The sequence below is a fragment of the Streptomyces sp. NPDC047049 genome, assembly GCF_040643995.1.
Taxonomy (GTDB): Bacteria; Actinomycetota; Actinomycetes; order Streptomycetales; family Streptomycetaceae; genus Streptomyces; species Streptomyces mooreae.
Map to the genome: position 1 here is coordinate 259,484 of NZ_JBEYVM010000002.1, position 22,806 is coordinate 282,289.

The 22,806-nt window shown below is 72.7% G+C and carries 12 protein-coding genes; 7 read left to right on the forward strand and 5 right to left on the reverse strand.

All coding sequences use genetic code 11. From position 1 onward, the window contains the following. Positions 1 to 18 precede the first annotated feature (18 nt). Positions 19 to 471 carry a helix-turn-helix domain-containing protein gene (locus ABZ851_RS05310; protein ID WP_361122405.1) on the forward strand — a complete coding sequence of 151 codons (453 nt, stop codon included), beginning with the start codon at positions 19 to 21 and terminating at the stop codon, positions 469 to 471. A 61-nt stretch (positions 472 to 532) separates the two neighbouring features. On the opposite strand, the gene ABZ851_RS05315 is transcribed toward ABZ851_RS05310, so the two are convergent. Then, positions 533 to 2,203, reverse strand: a complete 1,671-nt coding sequence (locus ABZ851_RS05315; RefSeq protein WP_361122408.1) for a helix-turn-helix domain-containing protein — start codon at positions 2,201 to 2,203, stop codon at positions 533 to 535. Positions 2,204 to 2,406: 203 nt separating this feature from the next. Here ABZ851_RS05315 and ABZ851_RS05320 point away from each other — a divergent pair, with 203 nt between their 5' ends. From ABZ851_RS05320 to ABZ851_RS05330, 3 genes are all read left to right on the forward strand, one after another. After that, positions 2,407 to 4,068: a sodium:solute symporter gene (locus ABZ851_RS05320; RefSeq protein WP_361122411.1), complete on the forward strand. Its 1,662-nt coding sequence runs from the start codon at positions 2,407 to 2,409 to the stop codon at positions 4,066 to 4,068. 148 nt (positions 4,069 to 4,216) lie between these two features. After that, entirely contained in the window at positions 4,217 to 5,974 is a 1,758-nt protein-coding gene (locus tag ABZ851_RS05325; protein ID WP_361122414.1) for a thiamine pyrophosphate-binding protein, read from the forward strand. Positions 5,975 to 6,227: 253 nt separating this feature from the next. Then, the gene (locus ABZ851_RS05330; RefSeq protein ID WP_361122417.1) at positions 6,228 to 7,781 is read left to right on the forward strand and encodes an IPT/TIG domain-containing protein; all 1,554 of its coding nucleotides are present in this window, start codon (positions 6,228 to 6,230) and stop codon (positions 7,779 to 7,781) included. Positions 7,782 to 7,908: 127 nt separating this feature from the next. On the opposite strand, the gene ABZ851_RS05335 is transcribed toward ABZ851_RS05330, so the two are convergent. The 3 genes from ABZ851_RS05335 to ABZ851_RS05345 are packed head-to-tail and all read right to left on the reverse strand — an operon-like array spanning position 7,909 to position 11,526. After that, entirely contained in the window at positions 7,909 to 8,568 is a 660-nt protein-coding gene (locus ABZ851_RS05335; RefSeq protein ID WP_361122420.1) for a TetR/AcrR family transcriptional regulator, read from the reverse strand. A 2-nt stretch (positions 8,569 to 8,570) separates the two neighbouring features. Further along, complete coding sequence (locus ABZ851_RS05340) at positions 8,571 to 10,691, reverse strand: YhgE/Pip domain-containing protein (RefSeq protein ID WP_361122423.1); 2,121 nt, start codon at positions 10,689 to 10,691, stop codon at positions 8,571 to 8,573. Further along, positions 10,663 to 11,526, reverse strand: a complete 864-nt coding sequence (locus ABZ851_RS05345) for an ATP-binding cassette domain-containing protein (RefSeq protein WP_361122426.1) — start codon at positions 11,524 to 11,526, stop codon at positions 10,663 to 10,665. Before ABZ851_RS05345 ends, ABZ851_RS05340 begins: the two co-directional genes overlap by 29 nt. A 235-nt stretch (positions 11,527 to 11,761) precedes the next feature. Here ABZ851_RS05345 and ABZ851_RS05350 point away from each other — a divergent pair, with 235 nt between their 5' ends. The 3 genes from ABZ851_RS05350 to ABZ851_RS05360 all read left to right on the forward strand — a co-directional run bounded on the left by ABZ851_RS05350 (position 11,762) and on the right by ABZ851_RS05360 (position 20,503). Beyond that, positions 11,762 to 14,677, forward strand: a complete 2,916-nt coding sequence (locus ABZ851_RS05350) for a discoidin domain-containing protein (protein WP_361122430.1) — start codon at positions 11,762 to 11,764, stop codon at positions 14,675 to 14,677. Positions 14,678 to 14,897: 220 nt separating this feature from the next. Continuing rightward, entirely contained in the window at positions 14,898 to 18,899 is a 4,002-nt protein-coding gene (locus ABZ851_RS05355) for an ABC transporter ATP-binding protein (RefSeq protein WP_361122433.1), read from the forward strand. A 185-nt stretch (positions 18,900 to 19,084) separates the two neighbouring features. Further along, complete coding sequence (locus ABZ851_RS05360; RefSeq protein WP_361122436.1) at positions 19,085 to 20,503, forward strand: S28 family serine protease; 1,419 nt, start codon at positions 19,085 to 19,087, stop codon at positions 20,501 to 20,503. A gap of 236 nt (positions 20,504 to 20,739) precedes the next feature. Here ABZ851_RS05360 and ABZ851_RS05365 read toward each other — a convergent pair whose 3' ends face one another. Then, entirely contained in the window at positions 20,740 to 22,584 is a 1,845-nt protein-coding gene (locus ABZ851_RS05365; protein ID WP_361122439.1) for a glycoside hydrolase family 3 protein, read from the reverse strand. Positions 22,585 to 22,806 lie beyond the last annotated feature (222 nt).

Here is a 22,806-nt window from a genome sequence, read left to right on the forward strand (position 1 = left end):
GGGAGGGTGAGGGGCGCCATGGTGACCAGGACGCGTTTCGATGACAGTGAATGTCCCGTCGCCCGGTCGGTGGACGCGATCGGCGACTGGTGGTCCCTGCTGATCGTGCGGGACGCCTTCGACGGGAGCCGGCGCTTCGGGGAGTTCCAGCGCAGCCTGGGCGTGGCGAAGAACATCCTCACCGCGCGACTGCGCACCCTGGTCGCCGGTGGCGTCCTCGAATCCGTCCCCGCCTCCGACGGCAGCGCCTACCGCGAGTACGTACTGACGCCGAAGGGCAAGGCGCTCTTCCCCGTCATCGTGGCGCTGCGGCAGTGGGGCGAAGAGCACTTCTTCGGGCCTGGCGAAGCGCATTCCCGGCTGGTCGACCGCCGGGAGGGGCAGCGCCTTCGCGCCCTGGAAGTGCTCTCCGCCGACGGGCGGCGGCTGGAGCCGGACGACACCGCCGTCCACAAGGTCTCCGCCCGGTGAGGTGAGCCGGAGGCTCCTTGGACCCCGGTCGCTGCCGGAGCCCCGCCGCTGCGGTCGGTCGTCAGCCCGGTGCCGCGCCCCGGTCGAGCGAGCGGAGGGCGAACCACAGTTCCATGCGGACGTCGGGGTCGTCCAGATCGGTGTCGAGGAGGCCGGTGATACGGGTGATGCGCTGGCGGACGGTGTTGCGGTGGATGCCGAGGGCGGTTGCGGTGCGGTCCCAACTTCCGTGCAAGGAGAGCCAGTTGTGGAGGGTGGAGAGGAGCGGCGGGGAGCCGGCCAGTGGGGCGAGCAGGGCTTGGGCGTGCTGCTGGGCCTCCGTGGGGGCGACGAGCGAGGTGATGCTGTGGGGGCCGGGGGTGCGATGGCGGACCAGGGCGGCGCGGCCCGCGAGGGCGCGGCGCAGGGCGGAGGCGGCATGCCGGTCGGCGGCCGGCAGCTCCGCGACGGGGACGGGCTCGCTGACGCCGAGTGTCCAGCCGGGGTGCGCGGTGACCTCCTGGCCGGCGGGGACCAGGGCGCGCAGGGCGGGCGCGGCGCCGGGGGCGGCCGCCGCCTCGGGGCCGGGGCGCGGCTCAGGGGGCGCGGCCGGCCCGCCTCCGGAGTCCGGGTCGACGAGCGGGGTGCCCAGGGCTGCGGCCAGCGAGGCCGCCGACTCCGTGGTGTCACGGCGGCGTTCGGCGTGGACGACGGTCCAGAGGGGAGAGCCGAGGAGCGGGGCGACGTCGGCCGGACGGGCGCCGAGGAGCAGCCGGACCAGGGCCGCCGCGTGCCCCGCGGCGGCCGGCGCGTGGTCGGTGGGCGGGCCGGTGATCAGTGAGAGGAGTACGGCGGCGACGCCCGCGATGGTGTGCGCGGGCGGGTCGTGCGGATCCGCGGCGACCACCAGGGCGAGCGCCCGGCTGCCGCGGGCGCGTCCCGTCAGGGCGTAGGCGGACAGCGAGCTGCCGGGGACGGCGTCGGTCGCCGAGGACCGGCCGCCGGTGCCGACGACCTGCGCGAGACGGCGGGCCGCGGCCCGGGCGGCGGTGGTGGGGCGGGGGCCGGCAAAGCCGGCTTCCGTGCCGTCCGGGGCGAACAGTGCGGTCCAGCCGTGCACATGGCGGGCCAGTGCGCGCAGCACGGCGCTCGCCGGATCGGGGCGGGCGGCGGCCGCGGCCAGCGCGCGCTGCGCCTCACTGAGCCGGGTCAGCTCGCGGTGCCGGGCCTCCGTGACCGCCTGCCACACGGCGCTCTCGACGGCGGTGAACGGGGTGTCCGCCGGAACCTCGACCAGCGGCAGGCCGTGCCGGTCGCAGGCGGCCACCAGAGCCCGGGGGACGGTGTCGTGCACCGGCGCGATCCCGAAGCCGAGGGCGGCGGCACCGGCCGCGACGGTCCGGGCGGCATAACCGTCGAGGTAGGCGTCGAGGGCGGGACGGTCGCGGGCGGGAGGGGCGAGCGCAGGGTGGCCGGGGGTGGGGTGGCCCGGGGTGGCGCCTGCCCCCGCCGCACCTGCCCCCGCCGCGCCCGCCTCCCCCGTCACCTCCGTCAGGTGCAGGCCCGCCGTCAGCAGCATCTCGCCGCCCAGGAGGTACGGCACCGGGTCGGCCATTTCGGACGTGTGCACCCAGTGGATCGCGACGCCCTCGCGCGGGCCGGCGATCTGGCGCAGGCCCAGATCCGTGCGGGCAAGGAGCTCCGTCAGTGGCACCGGTGGGGTGGACGGCGGGGGGAGGGGGCGCGGCGGCATGTGCGGACCATCCACATCGGAGGTGGCGAATGGTTGAAACGTACACTTCAGCGTGGCCTTCGCGCCTTCTAGGGTCAACCACCGAGGCGAGGCGCTTGGACGGGACCCCCGCTCGCCAAGCGCCCGCCGCCTCGACGCCACCCCCCGCATCCCCACACCCTCGCTTCTCCCCTCTCCCCAGGCGCAGTTGGAAGGGATGGCCCATGGCTGTCGACTATGCGGTGATCGTGCTCTATTTGGCCGGAATGCTCGCCATGGGCTGGTGGGGGATGCGGCGCGCCACATCCAAGAGCGACTTCCTGGTCGCGGGCCGCCGCCTCGGGCCCGTGATGTACTCCGGCACCATGGCGGCGATCGTCCTCGGCGGCGCCTCCACCATCGGCGGTGTGGGACTGGGCTACCAATACGGCCTGTCCGGCGCCTGGATGGTCTTCACCATCGGCCTGGGACTCCTCGCGCTGAGTGTCTTCTTCTCGGCCCGGATCGCCCGGCTGAAGGTCTACACGGTCTCCGAGATGCTGGACCTGCGCTACGGCGGCTCCGCCGGGATCATCTCCGGCGTGGTGATGTGGGCCTACACGCTGATGCTGGCGGTGACCTCGACCATCGCCTACGCGACCATCTTCGATGTGCTCTTCGGCATGGACCGCACGCTGTCGATCATCCTCGGCGGGGCGATCGTCGTCGCCTACTCGACGCTCGGCGGCATGTGGTCGATCACCCTCACCGACATGGTCCAGTTCGTCGTCAAGACGATCGGTGTGCTCCTGCTCCTGCTGCCCATCGCCGTCATCAAGGCGGGCGGTTTCGCGGCGATGAAGGCGCAGCTGCCGGACGACTACTTCGCCCCGCTCGGCATCGGCGGGCAGACGGTCTTCACCTACGTCCTGATCTATTCGTTCGGCATGCTGATCGGGCAGGACATCTGGCAGCGGGTGTTCACCGCGCGCGGCGACAAGGTGGCGCGCCTCGGCGGCACCGCGGCCGGTACGTACTGTCTGGCCTACGCGCTGGCCGGTGCGGTGATCGGCACCGCGGCCAAGGTGCTCTACCCCCGTCTGGGCAGCCCGGATGACGCTTTCGCGACGATCGTCAAGGATGCGCTGCCGGTGGGGGTGCGCGGGCTGGTGCTGGCGGCGGCGCTGTCCGCGGTGATGTCCACGTCCTCGGGCGCGCTGATCGCCTGCGCCACGGTCGCCAACAACGACATCTGGGCGCGGGTGAAGCGTGCCGCCGCGGTGCGGCGCCGGCCGGCGCCGGGGGAGTTCGCCGGCGCCGGCCGGGCGCCCGGGGCGGAGCGCACCGGGAACGGGACCGGGGCACACAGCGACAGGAGCGGGACCGAGGCACACCACGCGGCGCACGACGAGCCGCACGACGAGGTGCGGGGCAACCGCGTCTTCATCCTCCTCATGGGCCTCGCGGTCATCGTCATCGCGATCGCGCTGAACGACGTCGTCGAAGCGCTCACCCTCGCCTACAACGTCCTCGTCGGCGGCCTGCTGGTGCCCATCCTCGGCGGACTGCTGTGGAAGCGGGGCAACGCCGCCGGCGCGCTCGCCTCGGTCGCGGTCGGCGGCCTGACCGTCATCGGCCTGATGGTCTGGCTCGGTGTCCTCGCCAACGAGCCGATCTACTACGGGCTGATCGCCTCGCTCGTGGCGTATGTGGCGGTCAGCCTGGCCACCGAGCCGACGGACCCGCAGGTGCTGACGGCCTGGCGGGCCCGGCTGGCCGGACGGCCGGACGGCGCCGCGGACGGGGACGATCCGGAGAGTGAGGACCCGGAGGACGACGAGGCCGGCGACACCTCCGTGGCGGTGGCCCGGGTACTGACCTTCTTCCCCGTCACCGGGCGAGCCTGACCCGGACCCCGGCCCGTCCGCACCCGGGCCCCGGCCCCTCCGCACCCGGGCCCCGGCCCGTCCGCCCGTCCGCCCGTACGCACCCCCCGCGGCTCCCGTATCCCCTGCAGCTCCCGCAGATGCCCCACCCAGGAAGGCACGCATCCCCATGAGCACCGCCACCCCCACGCCCCCGCCCGCGCAACACCGGCGCAACGGCGGTGACCTGGTCGTCGAGTCGCTGGCCGCGCTCGGCGCCGACACCGTCTTCGGGCTGCCGGGGCAGCACGCGCTCGGGGTGTTCGACGCGCTGCGCCGCTCCGCGCTGCGCTACGTGGGGCTGCGGGTGGAGAACAACGCGGGCTTCGCCGCCGATGCGTACGCCAGGACCACGCACGGGGTCGCTCCGCTGCTGGTGTCCACCGGGCCGGGCGCGCTGATGACGCTGGCCGCGCTGCAGGAGGCGGCGGCCGGGTCCGCCGCCGTACTGGCCATCGGCAGTCAGGTGCCGCTGGCCGGGATCGGCGGCGGCCGCCATGGCTACCTCCATGAACTCACCGATCAGAGTGCTTCGTTCCGCGGCGTGGTCAAGTCCGTCCACACGGCGCGTACGGCCTCGCAGATCCCCTCGGCGGTGGCCGCCGCCTGGGAGTCGGCGCTGGGCACCCCGCACGGACCGGTGTGGCTGGAGATCCCGCAGGATGTCCTGCTGGCGGCGGCCGACGTACCGCCGGTGGACCGGCTCGTCGCCGCCCCGAAGGAGTTGCTGCCGCGGCCCGAGCTGATCGCGGCGGCGGCGGACCGGCTCACCGGGGCCCGGCGGCCGGTGATCCTGGCGGGCGGCGGAGTCGTACGGGCCGGGGCCGAGGCGGAGCTGCTGGCGCTGGCCGAGCGGCTGCGGGCACCGGTGGCCACCACCTTCGGCGGCAAGGGCGCCTTCCCGTGGGAGCACCCGCTCTCCCTCCAGTCCTGGCTGGAGGACCGCCACACCACGGCCTTCCTGGAGGACGCGGACACCCTCCTGGTCGTCGGCTCGGGACTGGGCGAACTCTCCTCGAACTACCACACGTTCCGGCCGCTCGGCCGCGTCGTACAGATCGAGGCGGACCTCGGCAAGCTGGAGTCGAACCACGCCGCGCTGGGCATCCACGCGGATGCCAGGGCGGCGCTGGCCGCGCTGGTCAAGGAGGTGGGGGAGCGGGAGGCCGGGGCGGCCGGCCGCCCCGGGAACGCCACAGCGCCCACCCCGGCAGGAGCCGGGGCAGCCGCGCCCGGGACCGGTGCGGGCGCGCCCGGAAACGGCCATGAGCCCTCCCCCGAGGCCGCCGTGTCCGGCCTCCTGGCCCGCGTCCGCGACCGGCTCGCCGGACAGCATCTGGACCTGGAGCAGCAGGTGCTGGCCTCGGTGCGGGGCGCGCTTCCCGACGGCGCGGTCAGCTGCTGGGACATGACGATCCTCGCCTACTGGGCCTGGTCCGCCTTCGACCCGCGGGGCACCAACGCGCTGCATTCCGCCCAGGGCGCCGGCGGACTGGGCTACGGCTTCCCGGCGGCGCTGGGCGCGGCCGTCGCCGACCCGGCGCGGCCGGTCCTGGCGGTGTCCGGCGACGGCGGCGCGATGTACTCGATCGCCGAACTGGCCACCGCCCGGCAGTACGACCTGCCGGTGACCTGGCTCATCGTGGACGACGGCGGGTACGGCATCCTGCGCGAGTACATGACCGACGCCTTCGGCGCGCCCACCGCGACCGAACTCACCCGGCCGGACTTCGTGGCGCTGGCCGAGTCGTTCGGCGTCCCCGCGGTCCGTACGGCCCCGGACCGGCTCCGTACGGACCTGGCGGCGGCGCTGGCCGCCCCCGGCCCCTCGGTCGTCGTCCTCCCGGCGCATCTGCGGATGTTCGCGCCGACGCATCAGGGCTCCTGACCGCCTGACGACACCCGCGGGGAGGTTTCATCGCCCGTCCCGAGGGGGAGGAGGCCTCTACCGAACCAACGGGCTGCCCATCCCTCCTCGGGGTGCGCAGCCCGCCGTGTTGTGGTGACTGATCTGCGGTCTGTGGCCATAGCTGTGGTCGTGCTGTGGCGTGCGCTGCCCGGTCAGGGATCGCCGGACCTGAGCTGCTCCCCGCGCGGCGGGGGTTGCCGGTCCGGTTGCGGCCCCCTCCGAAGGGGTCCACATGAGTAGTAGCGTTCAGTCACCGCAGCAGGAACTGCTGCGGACAGCTCTCCTCGCCGGACAGGTGCCGGCGGCCGCCACGGCGCGGGAGGCGAGCCGGACGGCGGCGGCACCTGCCCTGGCGGTCACGACCATCCCCGTCGGCTCCAACCCGGTCGGGCTGGCGTTCATCCCCAACGGCGACCTCTACGTCGCCAACTCCGGGTCGAACAACGTGTTCACCATCGACACCGCCACGGACACCGTCATCGGCGCCGCGATCCCCACCGGCACCACGCCGGCCTGGCTGACCGTCGCCCCCAACGGCAACGCCTACGTTCCCAACAACATCTCCAACAACGTGACGGTGATCGACACCGCCACCAGCACCGTCCTCACCACGATCCCCCTCAGCGGCGGCCCCTCCGCCGCGGTGGTCATCCCGAGCGGCAACGTCTACGTCAGCCGCTTCTCGGCGAGCAGCGTGCAGCAGATCGACACCACCACCAACACCACCGTCGGCGCCGCGATCCCCACCGGCAGCGGCCCGGTCGGGATCGCGGTCGCCCCCAACGGCAAGGCCTATGTCGCCAACCGGAACGGGAACAGCGTGACGGTGATCGACACCGCCACCGCCACCGTCGTCACCACGATCCCCGGCTTCAACCAGCCGAACTTCGTGGCGATCGGCCCCAGCGGGGATGCCTACGTCGCCAACATCGGGTCGAACAGCGTGTCGTTGGTCAACACCACCACGGACACGGTCGCGACCACGATCCCCGTCGGCACCAACCCCTGGGGCATCACGGTCGGCCCCGACGGCAACGCCTACACGGCCAACCGCGGGTCGAACAACGTGTCGGTGATCGACACCACCACCAACACCACCATCGGCGCCCCGATTCCCGTCGGCAGCCAGCCGATCGCCCTGGTGGTCGCGCCCGACAACAAGGTCTACGTCACCAACATCGCCGGGGGCAGTGTCAGCGTCATCCAGTTCGACCCGACGATCAGCAGCATCACCCCCAACTCGGGGCCCGTCACGGGCGGCACGGTGGTGACGATCACCGGCACCAACCTGACCGGGGCGAGCGTCGACATCGGCGGTAACCCCGCCACCGGCGTGACCGTCAACTCCACCGGTACGCAGCTCACCGCCACCACTCCGCCCGGGGCGGCGGGCCCGGCGGACGTCACCGTCACCACCCCCGGTGGCAGCGTCACCGTGGTGGGCGGCTTCACCTACGTCGTCCCCGTCCACGCCACCTCGCTGACCGCGACCCCGGCGCTGACGAAGCTGTTCCCGCCGCACGTGTACTTCCCGTTCCTGACGGCCACGCTGACCGACCAGGTCACCGGCCTTCCGGTGCCGGGCCAGCCGATCCTGTTCAAGGCCGGCAGCAACGTCCTGGGCATCGCCAACACCGACGCCCAGGGCGTCGCCCGGGTGAACGAGACGCTCACCCTGACGCTCATCCTCCTCAACCACGGCTACGAGGTCAGCTTCGCCGGCGCGGTCACCCCGACGGCGGTCCTGTCACCGTCCAGCGACCAGGCAGGAGTCGTCGAGCCCTGACCTCCCGTCCGGTCACCGGCCGGCGAGTCCGCGGGAACGGGGCCGGCCCGGTCGTGGGCAGTTGTCCACGACCGGGCCGGTGTCCGTGCGGCAGCCGTGCCGCGGGGGGGAGGGGAGAAGGAGCGAGCTAGCGCCCGGCCGCCCCCACCCGCCCCTGCAGCAGCCGCGACAGCGCGGCATGCACGTCCTCGACCGAGCGGTCCGGCTGGAAGGACTGCCAGTCCAGGGCGGCCACCAGCACCATGCCGAGGAGGGCGGAGGCGGTGAGGGGGATGTCGAGCTCGTCGGAGAGTTCGCCGGTCTCCACGGCGTCGCGCAGGACGGCCTCGACGACGGACTGGGCACGGCCGCGTACGGAGGTGAGGGTGGCGCGCCAGGTGCGGTTGGTGCGCCAGAGTTCGGCGACGTAGAGCTGGATGAGGGCGGGGGAGCAGGCGATGAAGTCCAGGCCCGCGCGGATCATGGCGTCCAGGGCGTCGACCCGGGTGCCGCCGCGGGCGGCCGTGGTGTCGGCGGCCCGGCGCAGCGAGTCGGCGAGCAGGTCGATGCCGTCCCGCAGCAGCTCCTCGTAGAGGACGCTCTTGCTGGCGAAGTTGTAGTAGACGGTGCCCTTGGCGACGCCCGCCCGGTCGGCGATCTCGTCGACGGTGGTGGCGGAGAAGCCCTGTTCCGCGATGAGGGTCACGGCGGCGTCGAAGAGCCGGCGGCGGGTCGAGGTGCGGCGGGTGACGGGGGAAGCCCCCGGGGCGGTGCCGTCGACGGCACCGCCCCGGGGCCCCGGGAGCACGCTCACAGGCTGAGTTCCGGGTGCAGGTCCTTCATCCGTACGACCTGCCGGCTGCGCGCCGCGAGGGCGGTGAGCGCCAGCGCGCCGACGGTGAAGACCACCAGGACCACACAGCCCTGCTGGACGATGGCCAGGTCGCCACCGGTGATCAGCCGGCGCAGGCCGTCGACCACGTAACTCATCGGCAGGAACGGGTGGATGGCGGCGAAGAACCCGGGGCTGGTCTGCACCGGGTAGGTGCCGCCCGCCGAGGTCAGCTGGAGCATCAGCACGACCAGGGTCAGCACCCGGCCGGCCGGGCCGAAGAAGGCGCCCAGCAGCTGGATGATGGCGGTGAAGCAGGCCGTGGCCAGCAGCAGGAAGCCGACGGTGCCGGCCGAGCGGGCCATCTCCAGGCCGAGGCCCCAGTGCAGGACGGCCATCAGGGCCAGTACCTGCACCACGCCGATGGCGTAGGCCGGCAGCCAGGAGCCGAGGGCGATCCGCCAGCCCGGGGCGCCCGCGGCCAGTGCGCGCTTGCCCAGCGGCTGGAGCAGCATGAACGCGACCATCGCGCCGACCCAGAGGGAGAGCGGGATGAAGTACGGCGCCAGGCCGGTGCCGTAGTTGGGCGCCTTGTGCATCGACTTGGCGGCCAGCTCGACCGGGTCGGCCATCACCTTGGTGCGGTCGTCGCGGTCCTTCTTGTTGTAGTCGGGGATCTTGGCGACGCCGTCGTGCAGGCCGTCGGCCAGCTGGTTGGTGCCGTCCTTGAGCTTGAAGAGGCCGCCGGTGAGTTTGACGGCGCCGTCCTTGGCGGCGCCGACGCCGCTGTGGACCTTGCCGGCGCCGTCGGCGACCTTGCCCGCGCCGTCGGCCAGGGTGCCGATGCCGTTCGCGAACAGACCCGCGCCCTCGGAGACCTTGTGGGCCCCGGCGTTGAGCGCGTTGATCTGACGGATCGCGGTGTCCGCGCGCTGCCCGATGCCCGGTGCCTGCTCGGCGACCATCTCCGCGCCCTGGTGGATCTCGCGCAGCTTGCCGCGCAGCTGCCCGAAGTCGGCCCCGGCGATGGCGTCGTTGACCTTCTCCGCCGCGTCGGCGGCCACCTTGCTGCCGTCCGCGAGCGCCTTCAGCTTGGTGCAGTCGGCGTCGGTGTCCAGCAGCCCGCCGCAGCGGTCCTGGTAGATCTCCGCGGCGTTGTCGGCGTTCTTGCGGGCCTGCGTGGCGGCCTTGGCGGAGTCGTTCGGCAGGGTGTCGAGGACGTCGCCGATGGTCTCGGTGGCGTCGGCGACGAACTGCGCGCCCCGGCCGATCTCCTTGCCGTGCTCACGCAGGAAGGGCAGGTCCTTCTTGGCGAGGCCGTGGACCTTCTCGGCGAGCTGCTGGGTGCCGTCGGCGACCCGGCCCGCGCCGGCGCTGAGCTCCCGGGCCTTGGCGACGGCCGTGGCGGCGCCCTTGCTCAGGTCACCGGCGCCCTGACTGACCTTGCCGGCGCCGTCGTTGAGCTTGCCGAGGCCGTCCGCGAGGTCACCGGAGCCCTTCTTGGCCGAGCCGACCCCCTTGTCCACCTTCCCGGCCCCGTCCGCCGCCTCGGCGGTCTTGTCGTGCAGATCGGAGAACGAGATGAAGATCTTGTCCAGCATGGCCCGCGCCGAGGTGGCCGAGGTCTTGGCACGCACCTCGGAGAAGACCGTCTTGGAGATCGAGCCGACGACGTAGTTGTTGGCGTCGTTCGTACGGACCTTGAGTGCGCCCGTCTGCGGGGTGTCCCCGGAGCTGGAGGCGATCCGCTCGCTGAAGTCCTCGGGGACGGTCAGCGAGAGGTAGTACGTGCCGTTCTCGACGCCCTTGGCGGCGTCCGCTGCGCTGACATCCTCCCAGTGGAACTTCTTGCTGTCCTTGAGGTTTTCGGCCAGGTCGTCGCCCGCGGTGATCTTCTTGCCGCCGGTGGTGGCGCCCTTGTCGTCGTTGACGAGGGCCACCGGGATCTTGTCCAGGCGGCTGTAGGGGTCCCAGAAGGAGCACAGGTACAGGGCGCCGTAGAGCAGCGGGATCAGCATCAGGGCGACCAGGCCCAGGCGGGGAAGCTTTCCCCTGCCGAACCGCTTGAGCTCAAGCGCGGCCAGTCTCGGCGAACGCATGCGCTGCTTCCTCCTCTGTGGTGTGGGGCGCGTCCTGGACGGGGGCCGACGGCTCGTCCTGCTCGGCGGTGCGGGGTTCGCCCTTGGCGGGGGCGGAGGGTTCGTCCTTGGCGGGGGCCGCGGCCGCGGCTGCGGGCTTCGTCCGCGTGGTGCGGACCACCAGGGCGTCCGCCGGTGCGTCGCTGCCGGCCGCCACGACGGTGGTGCCCTCCAGCGCGAGGTCCCGCAGCATCTGCCAGGCCTGGGCGCGTTCGGCCTCGGAGAGCTTGAGGTCCACATCGTCGACGGCCAGCAGGCGCGGGCCGTGCATGACCCCGAGCGCGACGGAGAGCCGCAGCGCCTCGATCCGCTCCAGATCGCGTACGGCCGTCCGCAGCCCCTTGGGCAGGGTGCCCGGGTCGAGCCGGACGGCGGCGAGCGCGGCGTCGATCCGGGCCCGGGTGGCCTCCTTGTGGCGCTTGCTCCAGGGGAGCGAGGCGCCGAGGCCCTGGAAACGGTGGCCCAGCAGGGCCTGTTCCCTGAGGTGTTCGCCGACCGTGAGGGCCGGTTCGAGGTCGACGACGCCCGGGACGTGGGCGATGGCGGTACGGCTGCGCACCGTACCCATCCGCTGGGGCAGCGGGAGCCCGGCGACCGTCGCCGTGCCCTCGGTGATCCGCATCCGGCCGGTGAGGGCCAGCAGCAGGCAGGTGCGGCCGGAGCCCGAGGAGCCCTCGACCGCGATCAGGGTGCCCGGTTCCGCGGAGATGTCGATGCCCCGGAAGGCCCACCCTCTCGGGCCCTCCACTCCGATCCCCCTGGCGTCGACCGCCGCCCCCTGGCGGGTGGTGTTCACAAACACCCCTCCCCTTTTGATCTGACTGGTCAGTCTAAAAGTGTAGCCGCAGTCCGGATCCGCGTGATCCACGGGGTGGTGCTCGGTGGGCGCCCGGACAATTTCGTGGCCGGAAGGCCGTGACCCGAACGGGGGAACCGGCCTAGGGTGCCGTGCAGGCGGGGGCCTGATGATGTTCAAGGTGATGTCCGTGTCGCGGTAGTGCGGCACGGGCGCGCACATACGACGGAGAACCATGGAACATTCGGCACAGCACACCGTGGACCCGCCCCCGCAGCCCCCGGCGGAGCACCCCGCGGCCGGGCAACCGTCCGGGCCGGTGGCGCCTCGCTCCCGCAAGCTGGTCGCCCCGCTGCTCGCCACGGCCCTGGTCGCGATCCTCGCGCCGGTCTCGGCCTCCGCCTCCGCACCGGCGCCCGCGCCCCGGCGGGCCGACGGCGCCCAGGGCCCTTGCATGAAGGGCGACGGCAGCGACGGCTGGACCGCCACCAGCAGCAAGATCGACCCCAAGGACAGCCACCACGCCTTCGTCGGCAACGGCTACCTCGGACAGCGGGTGCCGCCCAACGGCACCGGCTACGCCGCGCCCGGCGGCACGACCGGCTGGCCGCTGAAGACGCCGGAGTACGACGGCTCCTTCGTCTCCGGCCTGTACGCCAAGGGACCCAAGAGCGTGCAGGGCCGGCAGGCCATCGCCGCCCTCCCCACCTGGACCGCCCTCGATGTCACCACCGGCGGCGCGCACCCCGACACCTTCTCCTCCGCCACCCCACCCGGCCGGATCTCGCACTACCGCCAGACGCTCTCGCTGCGCTGCGGATTCGTCCGTACCTCGCTGACCTGGACGGCCGCCGACGGCCGCGCCACCGACCTGGTCTACGACGTGCTCGCCGACCGCAACGACGCCCACACCGGCGCCGTACGCCTGCGGATGACGCCCCACTGGAGCGGCGACGCCACCGTCACCGACCGCCTCGACGGCCGCGGCGCCCGCCGGATGACGGCGTCCGGCGCCGGGTCCGCCACCGGCGGCGAGGAAGCCGGCGGGCAGGGCGCTGCCGGTAAGGAATCCGGGGGCAAGGAGCCCCGCGCCAAGGAGTCCGGCGGCGGCCGGGATTCCGGCCGCACCATGGACGTCGGGTTCCGCACCGACGGGACGAAGACCGAGGGCGCGGTGGCCTCGACCCTGCGCACCGGGCCCGGGGTGCGCGCGGGCCGCCCCGGACCGGCGCCGCGGGCGGACCGGCTCAGCAACCGGCAGCGGGTCTCCTTCCCGGTCCGCAGCGGCCGCTCGTACGAGCTGACGAAGTACGTCGGCGTGGACACCGCCCTCACCTCCCGCTCCCCGCGCGCCGCCGCCGACGCGGCCTCGCGCCGGGCCGCCGACCGCGGCTGGGACGCCCTCTTCGCCCGGCACGCCGCCGCCTGGCAGCGGCTGTGGCGCAGCGACATCGAGGTGAAGGGCAAGCGCGATCTGCAGTCCTGGGTGCGCTCGGCGCAGTACGGCCTGCTCTCCTCCACCCGCGCCGGCAGCGGCAACAGCATCGGCCCCACCGGCCTGACCAGCGACAACTACGCCGGTGAGGTCTTCTGGGACGCCGAGACCTGGATGTACCCGGGCCTGCTCGCCGCCCACCCCGACCTCGCCAAGTCGATCGTCGACTACCGCTACAAGACCCGGGCCGGGGCCCGCGCCAACGCCGCGAAGCTGGGCTACAAGGGGCTGTTCTACCCCTGGACCAGCGGCAGCAAGGGCGACCTGTGGAACGAGTGCCACAGCTGGGACCCGCCGCACTGCAAGACCCAGAACCACCTCATGGGCGACATCTCCCTCGCCACCTGGCAGTACTACCTCGCCACCAAGGACACCGCCTGGCTGAAGTCCCGCGGCTGGCCGGTCCTCAAGGGCATCGCCGAATTCTGGGCCTCACGGGCCACCCGCAACGCCGACGGCAGCTACTCCGTCAAGAACGTCGCCGGACCGGACGAGTACAGCAACGGCGTCAACGACGGTGTCTTCACCAACGCCGGCGCCGCCACCGCGCTGCGCCACGCCACCCGGGTCGCCGCGATCCTCGGCCGGCAGGCACCGGCCTCCTGGAACACCATCGCCGACAAGCTGCGCATCCCCTACGACAGCAAGAAGAAGATCTTCGAGCAGTACGCCGGATACCAGGGCACGACCATCAAGCAGGCCGACACCGTGCTGCTGATGTACCCGCTGGAATGGCCGATGTCGCAGAACCGGGCGGCCCGCACGCTGGACTTCTACGCCGGGCACACCGACCCGGACGGCCCGGCCATGACGGACTCGGTGCACGCCATCGACGCGGCCGGGATCGGCGAACCCGGCTGCTCGACGTACACCTACCTGAGGCGGTCCATCCAGCCGTTCGTCCGCGGGCCGTTCGACCAGTTCTCCGAGGCGCGCGGCGAGAAGGCCGGCGCCGAGGACCCGCACGCCGGCAAGCCCGCACAGGACTTCCTCACCGGCAAGGGCGGTTTCCTGCAGACCTTCACCCACGGGCTGACGGGGCTGCGGCTGCGGGAGAACGCGGTACACCTCGACCCGATGCTGCCGCCGCAGCTCGCCCAGGGCGTCACCCTGCGCGGCCTGCACTGGCAGGGACGGACCTACGACATCGCCCTCGGCGCCCACCAGACCACCGTGCGGCTGACCGCCGGTGCGCCGATGCGGATCGAGACCCCGGAGGGCGACAAGATCGTCAGCCGGGGGGCGCCGGCCGTCCTGAAGACCCGCCGCCCGGACCTGGCGGCCACCTCGAACGCGGCCCGCTGCACGTCCGCCAGGGCGACGTCCGAGGAGCCCGGTCTGTACGCGGCCGCCGCGGTGGACGGCAACGGCACCACCGCCTGGGTGCCCGACTCCGCGGACGGCACCCTCACCGTCGACCTCGGCCGCACCACCCGCGTCGGGCAGATCACCCCGCACTGGAACACGACCCGGCCCAAGGACTACAACGTCCAGGTCTCCCGGGACGGAAAGCACTGGTCGGGGACCGGATACGCGGGAAAGACGCCGGCCCGGTACGTACGGGTCGTGGTGCACGGTGACCAGGGCAAGGGGAAGGACGGCAAGCCGAAGCCGCATCCGGGGATCGCGGAGCTGACGGTGCAGCGGGTGAAGTAGCCCGCTCGGCACACGCGTCCGCCCTGCCGTGGCCGTCCCGGAAGGAGACGGTCCCCCCGCTGGAGACGGCCCCCTCCCGGACCACCCGGGAGGGGGCCGTCCCGCGTGCGCGGGTGTACGGGATGACCCGCTCCGTCCGGAGAATGGTTGCGGCGGGATGAAATCCGCCGCCCGCGGTGTTGGTGCCAGGCGTCAGGAGTCGAGGCGCGGGAGGCACCGGGTGGCGGGGACGGATACGAGACGAGCGGGCTGGGCGCGGCGGCTGATCCGCGACTGCTGGCAGTACAAAAAGGACGTGCTGCTCGCCCTCGGCTCCTCGCTCGCCGGGATGGCCGTGCTGGCCCTGGTCCCGCTCGTCCCGAAGCTGATCATCGACGACGTCATCGTCAAGCACGAGCGCGCCCTCGCCCCCTGGGCCGCCCTGCTGGTCGTCGCCGCCGTCGCGGTCTACGTCCTCACCTACATCCGCCGCTTCTACGGCGGCCGGCTCGCCCTGGACGCCCAGCACGACCTGCGGACCCGGATGTTCGGCGCGATCTCCCGGCTCGACGGCCGGCGGCAGGACGAGCTGAGCACCGGCCAGGTCGTCGGCCGCGCCACCAGCGACCTCCAGCTGATCCAGGGCCTGCTGTTCATGCTCCCGATGATGATCGGGAACGTCCTGCTCTTCCTGATCTCGCTGGTCGTGATGGCGGTGCTCTCGCCGCTGCTCACCGTCATCGCGCTGGCCGTCGCCCCCGCCCTGTGGTTCATCGCCCAGCGCAGCCGCGCCCGCCTCTTCCCCGCCACCTGGTACGCCCAGGGGCAGGCCGCCGCCGTCGCCGGGGTCGTGGACGGCGCGGTCTCCGGCGTGCGGGTCGTCAAGGGCTTCGGGCAGGAGGAGCAGGAGACCGGCAAGCTGCGCGAGGTCAGCCGCCGGCTGTTCGCCGGACGCCTGCGCACGGTCCGGCTCAACGCCCGCTACACCCCCGCCCTGCAGGCCGTACCGGCGCTCGGCCAGGTCGCGATGCTGGCCCTCGGCGGCTGGATGGCCACCCAGGGCCAGGTCACCCTCGGCACCTTCGTCGCCTTCTCCACCTACCTCGCCCAGCTGGTCGGACCGGTCCGGATGCTGGCGATGATGCTGACCGTCGGCCAGCAGGCGCGGGCCGGCGTGGAGCGGGTCTACGAGCTGATCGACACCGAGCCGTCGATCGAGGAGCGGGCCGGCGCGCACGAACTGCCCGCCGACGCCCCGGCCACGGTCGTCTTCGACCGGGTCACCTTCGGCTACGCGCGACCACGGGACGGCAAGGGCGAGGGTGACGGCGAGGGCAAGGGTGAGGGCGGCGGCGGGGGCGTGCGCGGGGCCGGGACCCTCCGCCCCGTCCTCGACGACCTCTCGCTGCGCATCGAGGCCGGTGAGACGGTCGCCGTGGTCGGCACGTCCGGCAGCGGCAAATCCACCCTCTCGCTGCTGCTGCCCCGCTTCTACGACGTCTCGGCCGGCCGGGTCCTGGTCGGCGGCCACGATGTGCGCGACCTGACCCTGCCGTCCCTGCGGGCCGCCATCGGCCTGGTACCCGAGAGCAGCTTCCTGTTCTCGGACTCCGTACGCGACAACATCGCCTACGGGCAGCCGGACGCCACCGACGAGCAGGTGCGCACCGCGGCCCGCGCCGCCCAGGCCGACGGCTTCATAGCGGAGCTTCCCCAGGGCTATGACACCAAGGTCGGCGAGCAGGGCCTGACCCTGTCCGGCGGCCAGCGGCAGCGCGTCGCCCTGGCCCGCGCCATCCTCACCGACCCCCGGCTGCTGGTGCTGGACGACGCGACCTCGGCGGTCGACGCCCGGGTCGAGCACGAGATCCATGAGGCCCTGCGCGGCGTCATGGCGGGCCGGACCACACTGCTCATCGCCCACCGCGCCTCCACCCTGGCGCTCGCCGACCGGGTCGCCGTCCTGGACGACGGACGGCTGGTCGACATCGGCACCACCGAGGAGCTGGAAGACCGCTGTCCGCTCTACCGCAGGCTGCTGGCCGACCCGGAGGAGCTGGGCGGCACCGGGTGGGACCCGGCGGGTGAGCCGTCCGGGATCTTCGACGGAGAGTTCGCCGACGGCCGGCTGCCGGCCCAGGACCGGGCGGCGGACGCCACCGAACCCGAGCCCGAGCCCGAGCCCGGGATCGAGGCCGGGAGGGAGACGGATCCCGAGGGCGACGGCGCGGCGGCCCGCCCCGGGGCGGCCGGCGCCATCACCCCCGAGCTGTGGGTCCGCCGTGAACAGGAGGCCGAGGCGGGCGGGGCCGGGATGGCGGCCCGCGCGGCCGTCGCCGCCGGGCCCGGCATCGGCGCCGCGATGGCCGGGCTCCCCGCGACCCCCGAACTCCTCGCCCAGGTCGCGGCGCTACCGCCCGCCACGGAGACCCCGGACGTCGACGAGGACCGGGCCGTGCGCCCCGAGCGCTCCTACGGTCTGCGCCGGCTGCTGCACGGCTTCGGCGGGCCGCTGGCCTTCGCGCTGGGGCTGGTCGCCCTGGACGCCCTGGCCGGGCTGCTGCTGCCGGTCCTGATCCGGCAGGGCATCGACGAGGGCGTCCGGCGCGGTGCGCTGGCCGGTGTCTGGACCGCCGCCGGGATCGCCCTGCTCGTCGTCCTGGCGCAGTGGGCCGCGCAGGTCGGCGGCAACCGCATGACCGGACGGATCGGCGAGCGGGTCCTCTACTCCCTCCGCCTCAAGATCTTCGCGCAGCTCCAGCGCCTCGGGCTCGACTACTACGAGCGCGAACTGTCCGGCAAGATCATGACCAGGATGACCACGGACGTGGACGCGTTGTCGACGTTCCTGCAGACCGGCCTGGTCACCGCCCTGGTCTCGATGCTCACCTTCTTCGGCATACTCGTCGCCCTGCTGGCCATCGACCTCCAGCTGGCCCTGGTCGTCTTCGCCACCCTGCCACCGCTGATCATCGGCACGTACTTCTTCCGCAAGCAGAGCGTGAAGGCGTACGAGCTGGCCCGTGAGCGGATCAGCGTCGTCAACGGCGACCTCCAGGAGAGCGTGGCCGGGCTGCGGATCGTCCAGGCGTTCCGGCGCGAGCGGCGCGGCGCGGAGCGGTTCGCCGCCCGCAGCGACGCCTACCGTCAGGCGCGGGTCCGCGGCCAGTTCCTGATATCCGTCTACTTCCCGTTCGTCCAGCTGCTGTCGTCCGTGGCGGCCGCGCTGGTGCTGATCGTCGGCGCCGACCGGGTCGGCTCCCACACCCTCACCGCCGGCGCGCTGGTCGCCTACCTGCTCTACATCGACCTGTTCTTCGCCCCCGTCCAGCAGCTCTCCCAGGTCTTCGACGGCTACCAGCAGGCATCCGTCTCCCTGGGCCGGATACAGGAACTGCTGCGCGAGCCGACCACCACCCCGGCCGCCGAACGGCCCCGCGAGGTGCCCGCGCTGCGGGGCGACATCGCCTTCGACGCGGTGCACTTCCACTACGGCAAGGGCGACGAGCCGGCGCTGGCCGGCATCGACCTGACCATCCCGGCCGGACAGACCGTGGCCTTCGTCGGCGAGACCGGCGCCGGCAAGTCCACCCTGGTCAAGCTGGTCGCACGGTTCTACGACCCGTCAGCGGGCGCCGTCCGGATCGACGGCACCGACCTGCGCGAGCTGGACCTGACGGGCTACCGCCGCCGCCTCGGCGTGGTCCCCCAGGAGTCCTACCTCTTCGCCGGCACCGTCCGCGACGCCATCGCCTACGGCCGCCCGGATGCCACCGATGCCGAGGTGGAGGCCGCCGCGCGGGCCGTCGGCGCCCATGCGATGATCGCGACCCTCGACGGCGGCTACCTCCACGAGATCGCCGAGCGCGGCCGTAACCTCTCGGCCGGGCAGCGGCAGCTGCTGGCGCTGGCCCGCGCCGAACTCGTCGACCCGGACGTGCTGTTGCTGGACGAGGCCACCGCCGCCCTGGACCTGGCCACCGAAGCCGTCGTCAACCGGGCCACCGCCCGCCCCCAGGCCTTCGGCTCCCCCCGTGCGGACCAGGCCCCGCCCGTCCGCCGCCGCACCACCCTGATCGTCGCCCACCGTCTGACCACCGCGGCCCGCGCGGACCGCGTGGTGGTGCTCGACCGCGGACGGATCGCGGAGGACGGCAGCCATGCCCAACTCCTGGCCCGCGACGGCCGCTACGCGGAGCTGTGGCGCACGTTCACGGGCGAGGAGGAGGAACTGGCGGCGTGAGGTCTGAGGCATGAGGGCTGGGGCTGATGGTTTCTGAGGCCTGAGTGGCCTGAGTGGTCTGAGGTACCTCCCCCACACCGGCGGTGCGCCGTTCGGCTGATCCGCCGAACGGCGCCAGGGGCTGGTGGCACCCCCGTCGCGCCGATAGGTTCAGCCCGACCTTTGCTATCCCAAGGGGAGGGTGCATGCGCAAGGCCACCAGATGGCTGCTGTCACTCGCGGTGCTCATAGGCACGGCGGGAGCCGGCAGCGCGCCGGCCGGAGCGGCCACCGCCGCCGAGCCGAAGACCGGGGACATCAAGGACCGGATCCTCGCGATCCCGGGAATGAGCCTCGTCGAGGAGAAGCCGGTAGACGGCTACCGCTACTTCGTACTGAATTACACCCAGCCGGTTGACCACCGGCACCCCGCCAAGGGGACCTTCCAGCAGCGGCTGACGCTGCTGCACAAGTCGGTGGACCGGCCGACGGTGTTCTTCACCTCCGGGTACAACGTCAACACCACGCCGTCCCGCAGTGAACCCACCAAGATCATCGACGGTAACCAGGTCTCCCTGGAATACCGCTACTTCACCCCGTCGCGGCCCACGCCCACCGATTGGAAGAAGCTGGACATCCGGCAGGCCGCCGACGACCAGCACCGCATCTTCCAGGCGCTGCACCGGATCTACGACAAGAACTGGATCGACACCGGCGGCAGCAAGGGCGGCATGACGGCGACGTACTACCGCCGCTTCTTCCCGCACGACATGAACGGCACCGTCGCCTACGTCGCGCCCAACGACGTACGCAACGACGAGGACTCCGCCTACGACCGGTTCTTCAAGACCGTCGGCACCGCGCAGTGCCGTGGCGACCTCGCCGCCATCGAGCGCGAGGCCCTGGTGCGCCGCAAGGAGATGGTCGCCCGGTTCGAGGCCTGGGCCGACAAGGAGAAGCAGACCTTCAAGACCGTCGGCAGCGCCGACCGGGCCTATGAAGTCATGGTCACGGACCTGGTGTTCGGGTTCTGGCAGTACCAGCCGGCCGAGACCGCCTGTGCCGAGGTGCCCGAGCCGACCGTCTCCACGGACGACCTGTGGAAGTGGATGGACAAGGTCGGCGGCTTCGACAGCTACACCGACCAGGGCATGGAGCCGTACACGCCGTACTACTACCAGGCGGGCACCCAGCTCGGTGAGCCCGGCTACCGCTATCCGCAGCTGGCCGGCCTGCTGAAGTACCCCGGGATCAACAACTCCCGGTCGTTCGTGCCGAAGGACATCCCGATGCGCTTCGACAAGCGCGCGATGCCCGACGTCGACCACTGGGTGCGGCACCACGCCGAACGGATGATGTTCGTCAACGGCCAGTACGACCCGTGGAGTTCGGAGCACTTCGAGGTCGGCAAGGGGGCCCGGGACTCGTACGTCTTCACCGTGCCCGGCGGCAACCACGGCTCGAACATCGCGAGGCTGGCGGAGGCCGACCGCACCAAGGCCACCGCCGAGCTGCTCGACTGGGCCGGTGTCCAGGCCCCGGCCGGCGAGGCCGCACCGCTGGCGCCGTACGACAGGCAGCTGGACAAGCAGGAGCTCCGGCGGATGCCGATGCTGAGGCCGTGAGGCCGTGAGGCCGTGAGGCCGTGAGGCCGTGAGGCCGTGGGGCCTCGGGGCTGTGGGGCCGTGGGGCCTCGGGGCTGGGGGGCTTGAGGCCCGCAGGCCCGCAGGCCCGCCGGACGGCAGGTGGTGAGGGTCTGAGGCCGCATGCCGCCGCGTCAAAGCGCCCGGCGACCGCGGCGCGATGACCGGAACGGCGCGTTCCCCGGGGACAGGGGGAGCGCGCCGAGTCCGTCTCCCGGTCAGTACGTCAGGCCGTGGCCGATCCGGTAGAGCTCCTGGGCCGGGGCGTCGGCGCGCATTATCGCGACAGGCAGCCGGCCGGCCGGGTCCCGCCGGCCGGCGATCACCCGGGCCGCCGCCCGGAGCTCCACATCCGTCCAGGAGTAGCTGGCCAGCGCCGCCCGGACGCCGTCCAGCCAGGCGATGTCATAAGGGTTGCGGACCGCCAGCTGCACCACCGGCTTGCCCGTGGCCAGCAGCGCGGCCACCAGCTTCCGCTGGCGGGAGTCCGCGGTCACGTTGTACGTCGCCACCACCACCGCGTCCCGCTCCCCGAGCGCCGCCACCGCCTCGTCGATCTGCCGCTGGGTCGGCGCCATGCCCGTGGAGAGCGCGGTGGCGGTGAAGCCCAGCTCGGTGAGGGTCCTCGCCAGGACCGTGGTGGGCGGCCCGCCGGTGCCGGACGGCGCGGCGGCGTCGACACCCGCCACCAGCACCCGCCGCTCCCGTCGCCGGGAGAGCGGCAGGATGCCGGCATCGTTGCGCAGCAGCGTGGTGGTGCGGTCCGCGATCCGGTCCGCGGCGGCCAGATGACTGCGGGTGCCCACCGCCCGGTCCACCGCGCGGTGGGTGGTGTACGGGTCCTTGAACAGTCCGCGCCGCTCCTTGAGCAGCAGGATGCGCATCAGCTTGGCGTCGAGCTCCCGCTCGGTCAGCTCGCCGTCCTGGAGCGCCTTGAGGACGGCGGCATGCGCCACGGCGAGGTCCGGAGGGTTCAGCAGCTGGTCGACACCGGCCTTGAGGGCGAGCACCGGCACCCGGGCGTCGCCGTACTTCTTCCGTACGCCCTCCATACCGAGCGAGTCCGTCACCACCACACCGTCGTAGCCCAGGCGTTCGCGCAGGATGCCGGTGAGGATCGGCCGGGAGAGGGTGGCCGGGTCCTCACCCGGGTCGAAGGCGGGCACGACGATGTGCGCCGTCATGATCGAATCGATCCCGGCGGCGATCGCGGCCTTGAACGGCGGCGCGTCCAGCCGCTCCCACTCCTCGGCCGTGTGGTGGATGTAGGGCAGCCCGATATGACTGTCGGTGTCGGTGTCGCCGTGCCCGGGGAAGTGCTTGGCGCAGGAGGCGATCCCGGCGCCCTGATAGCCCTTCACCTCGGCGGCGACCATACGGGCCACGGCCTGCGGGTCCGCGCCGAAGGACCGTACGCCGATGACCGGGTTGGCGGGGTTGATGTTGACATCGGCGTCCGGCGCGTAGTCCTGCCGGATGCCCATGGCGTACAGCTCCGCGCCGGCGATCCTGGCCGCCGTGTGCGCATCGCCGCGGGAGCCGCCCCCGCCGAGCGCCATCGCCCCGGGGAAGAGCGTCGCGGGCGCGCCGACACGCGCCACTATGCCGTGTTCCTGGTCCGTGGAGATCAGCAGCGGGACGGGGACGCGCTGGGCGGCGGCGGCTTTCTGGATGCCGTTGGACAGGTCGGCGATCTGGTGCGGCTCACGGGTGTTGTGCGCCCAGCCGAAGTAGATGATGCCGCCGACGTGGTACTTGGCGATCAGCTCGGCGGCGTTGGAGACCCCGATCTCCTGCCGGTTCGCGGCGGCGTCGGCCGGATCGGGGTCGGTGGCGGAGTGCCCGTAGACCCGCATGACGAAGAGCTGGCCGGCCTTCTCCTCCGGTGTCATACGGGAGATGAGGCGGCGCAACCGGGCCCGGGTGGCGGCGGAGGGGGCGGGGGCGGATACGGGAGCGGATGCGGGGGAGGGGGGCTGGTGTCCGATGGAGGGCTTCGCGCCGCCCACGACAGCGGCGGCCGCTGCTGCCGCGGTGGTCAGGACGGTACGTCTGGAGTGCATGTGCGCTCCTTCCGGAGGGCTTCCTCGGCTCATTGAAGGAAACTTCCAAAAGGCCACGGATAGCCGGAAAACTATTGTCGGTCAATGACTCGATTCGTGATGGCGCCCAGGTATTGCGGGGTGGGCGCGAATATGTGATGGGGCGTCGGCCGGAGGGAGGGGGAGAGGAGGACGGATAGCAGGCGGGAAGGGGCGGCGGAGGGCTGGCAGGGTGGGTGGTCA

Coding starts and splice junctions, on each gene's coding strand:
- ABZ851_RS05310 (WP_361122405.1), top strand. CDS start 19: ATGGTGACCAGGACGCGTTTCGATGACAGTGAATGTCCCGTCGCCCGG.
- ABZ851_RS05315 (WP_361122408.1), bottom strand. CDS start 2,203: ATGCCGCCGCGCCCCCTCCCCCCGCCGTCCACCCCACCGGTGCCACTG.
- ABZ851_RS05320 (WP_361122411.1), top strand. CDS start 2,407: ATGGCTGTCGACTATGCGGTGATCGTGCTCTATTTGGCCGGAATGCTC.
- ABZ851_RS05325 (WP_361122414.1), top strand. CDS start 4,217: ATGAGCACCGCCACCCCCACGCCCCCGCCCGCGCAACACCGGCGCAAC.
- ABZ851_RS05330 (WP_361122417.1), top strand. CDS start 6,228: ATGAGTAGTAGCGTTCAGTCACCGCAGCAGGAACTGCTGCGGACAGCT.
- ABZ851_RS05340 (WP_361122423.1), bottom strand. CDS start 10,691: ATGCGTTCGCCGAGACTGGCCGCGCTTGAGCTCAAGCGGTTCGGCAGG.
- ABZ851_RS05350 (WP_361122430.1), top strand. CDS start 11,762: ATGGAACATTCGGCACAGCACACCGTGGACCCGCCCCCGCAGCCCCCG.
- ABZ851_RS05360 (WP_361122436.1), top strand. CDS start 19,085: ATGCGCAAGGCCACCAGATGGCTGCTGTCACTCGCGGTGCTCATAGGC.
- ABZ851_RS05365 (WP_361122439.1), bottom strand. CDS start 22,584: ATGCACTCCAGACGTACCGTCCTGACCACCGCGGCAGCAGCGGCCGCC.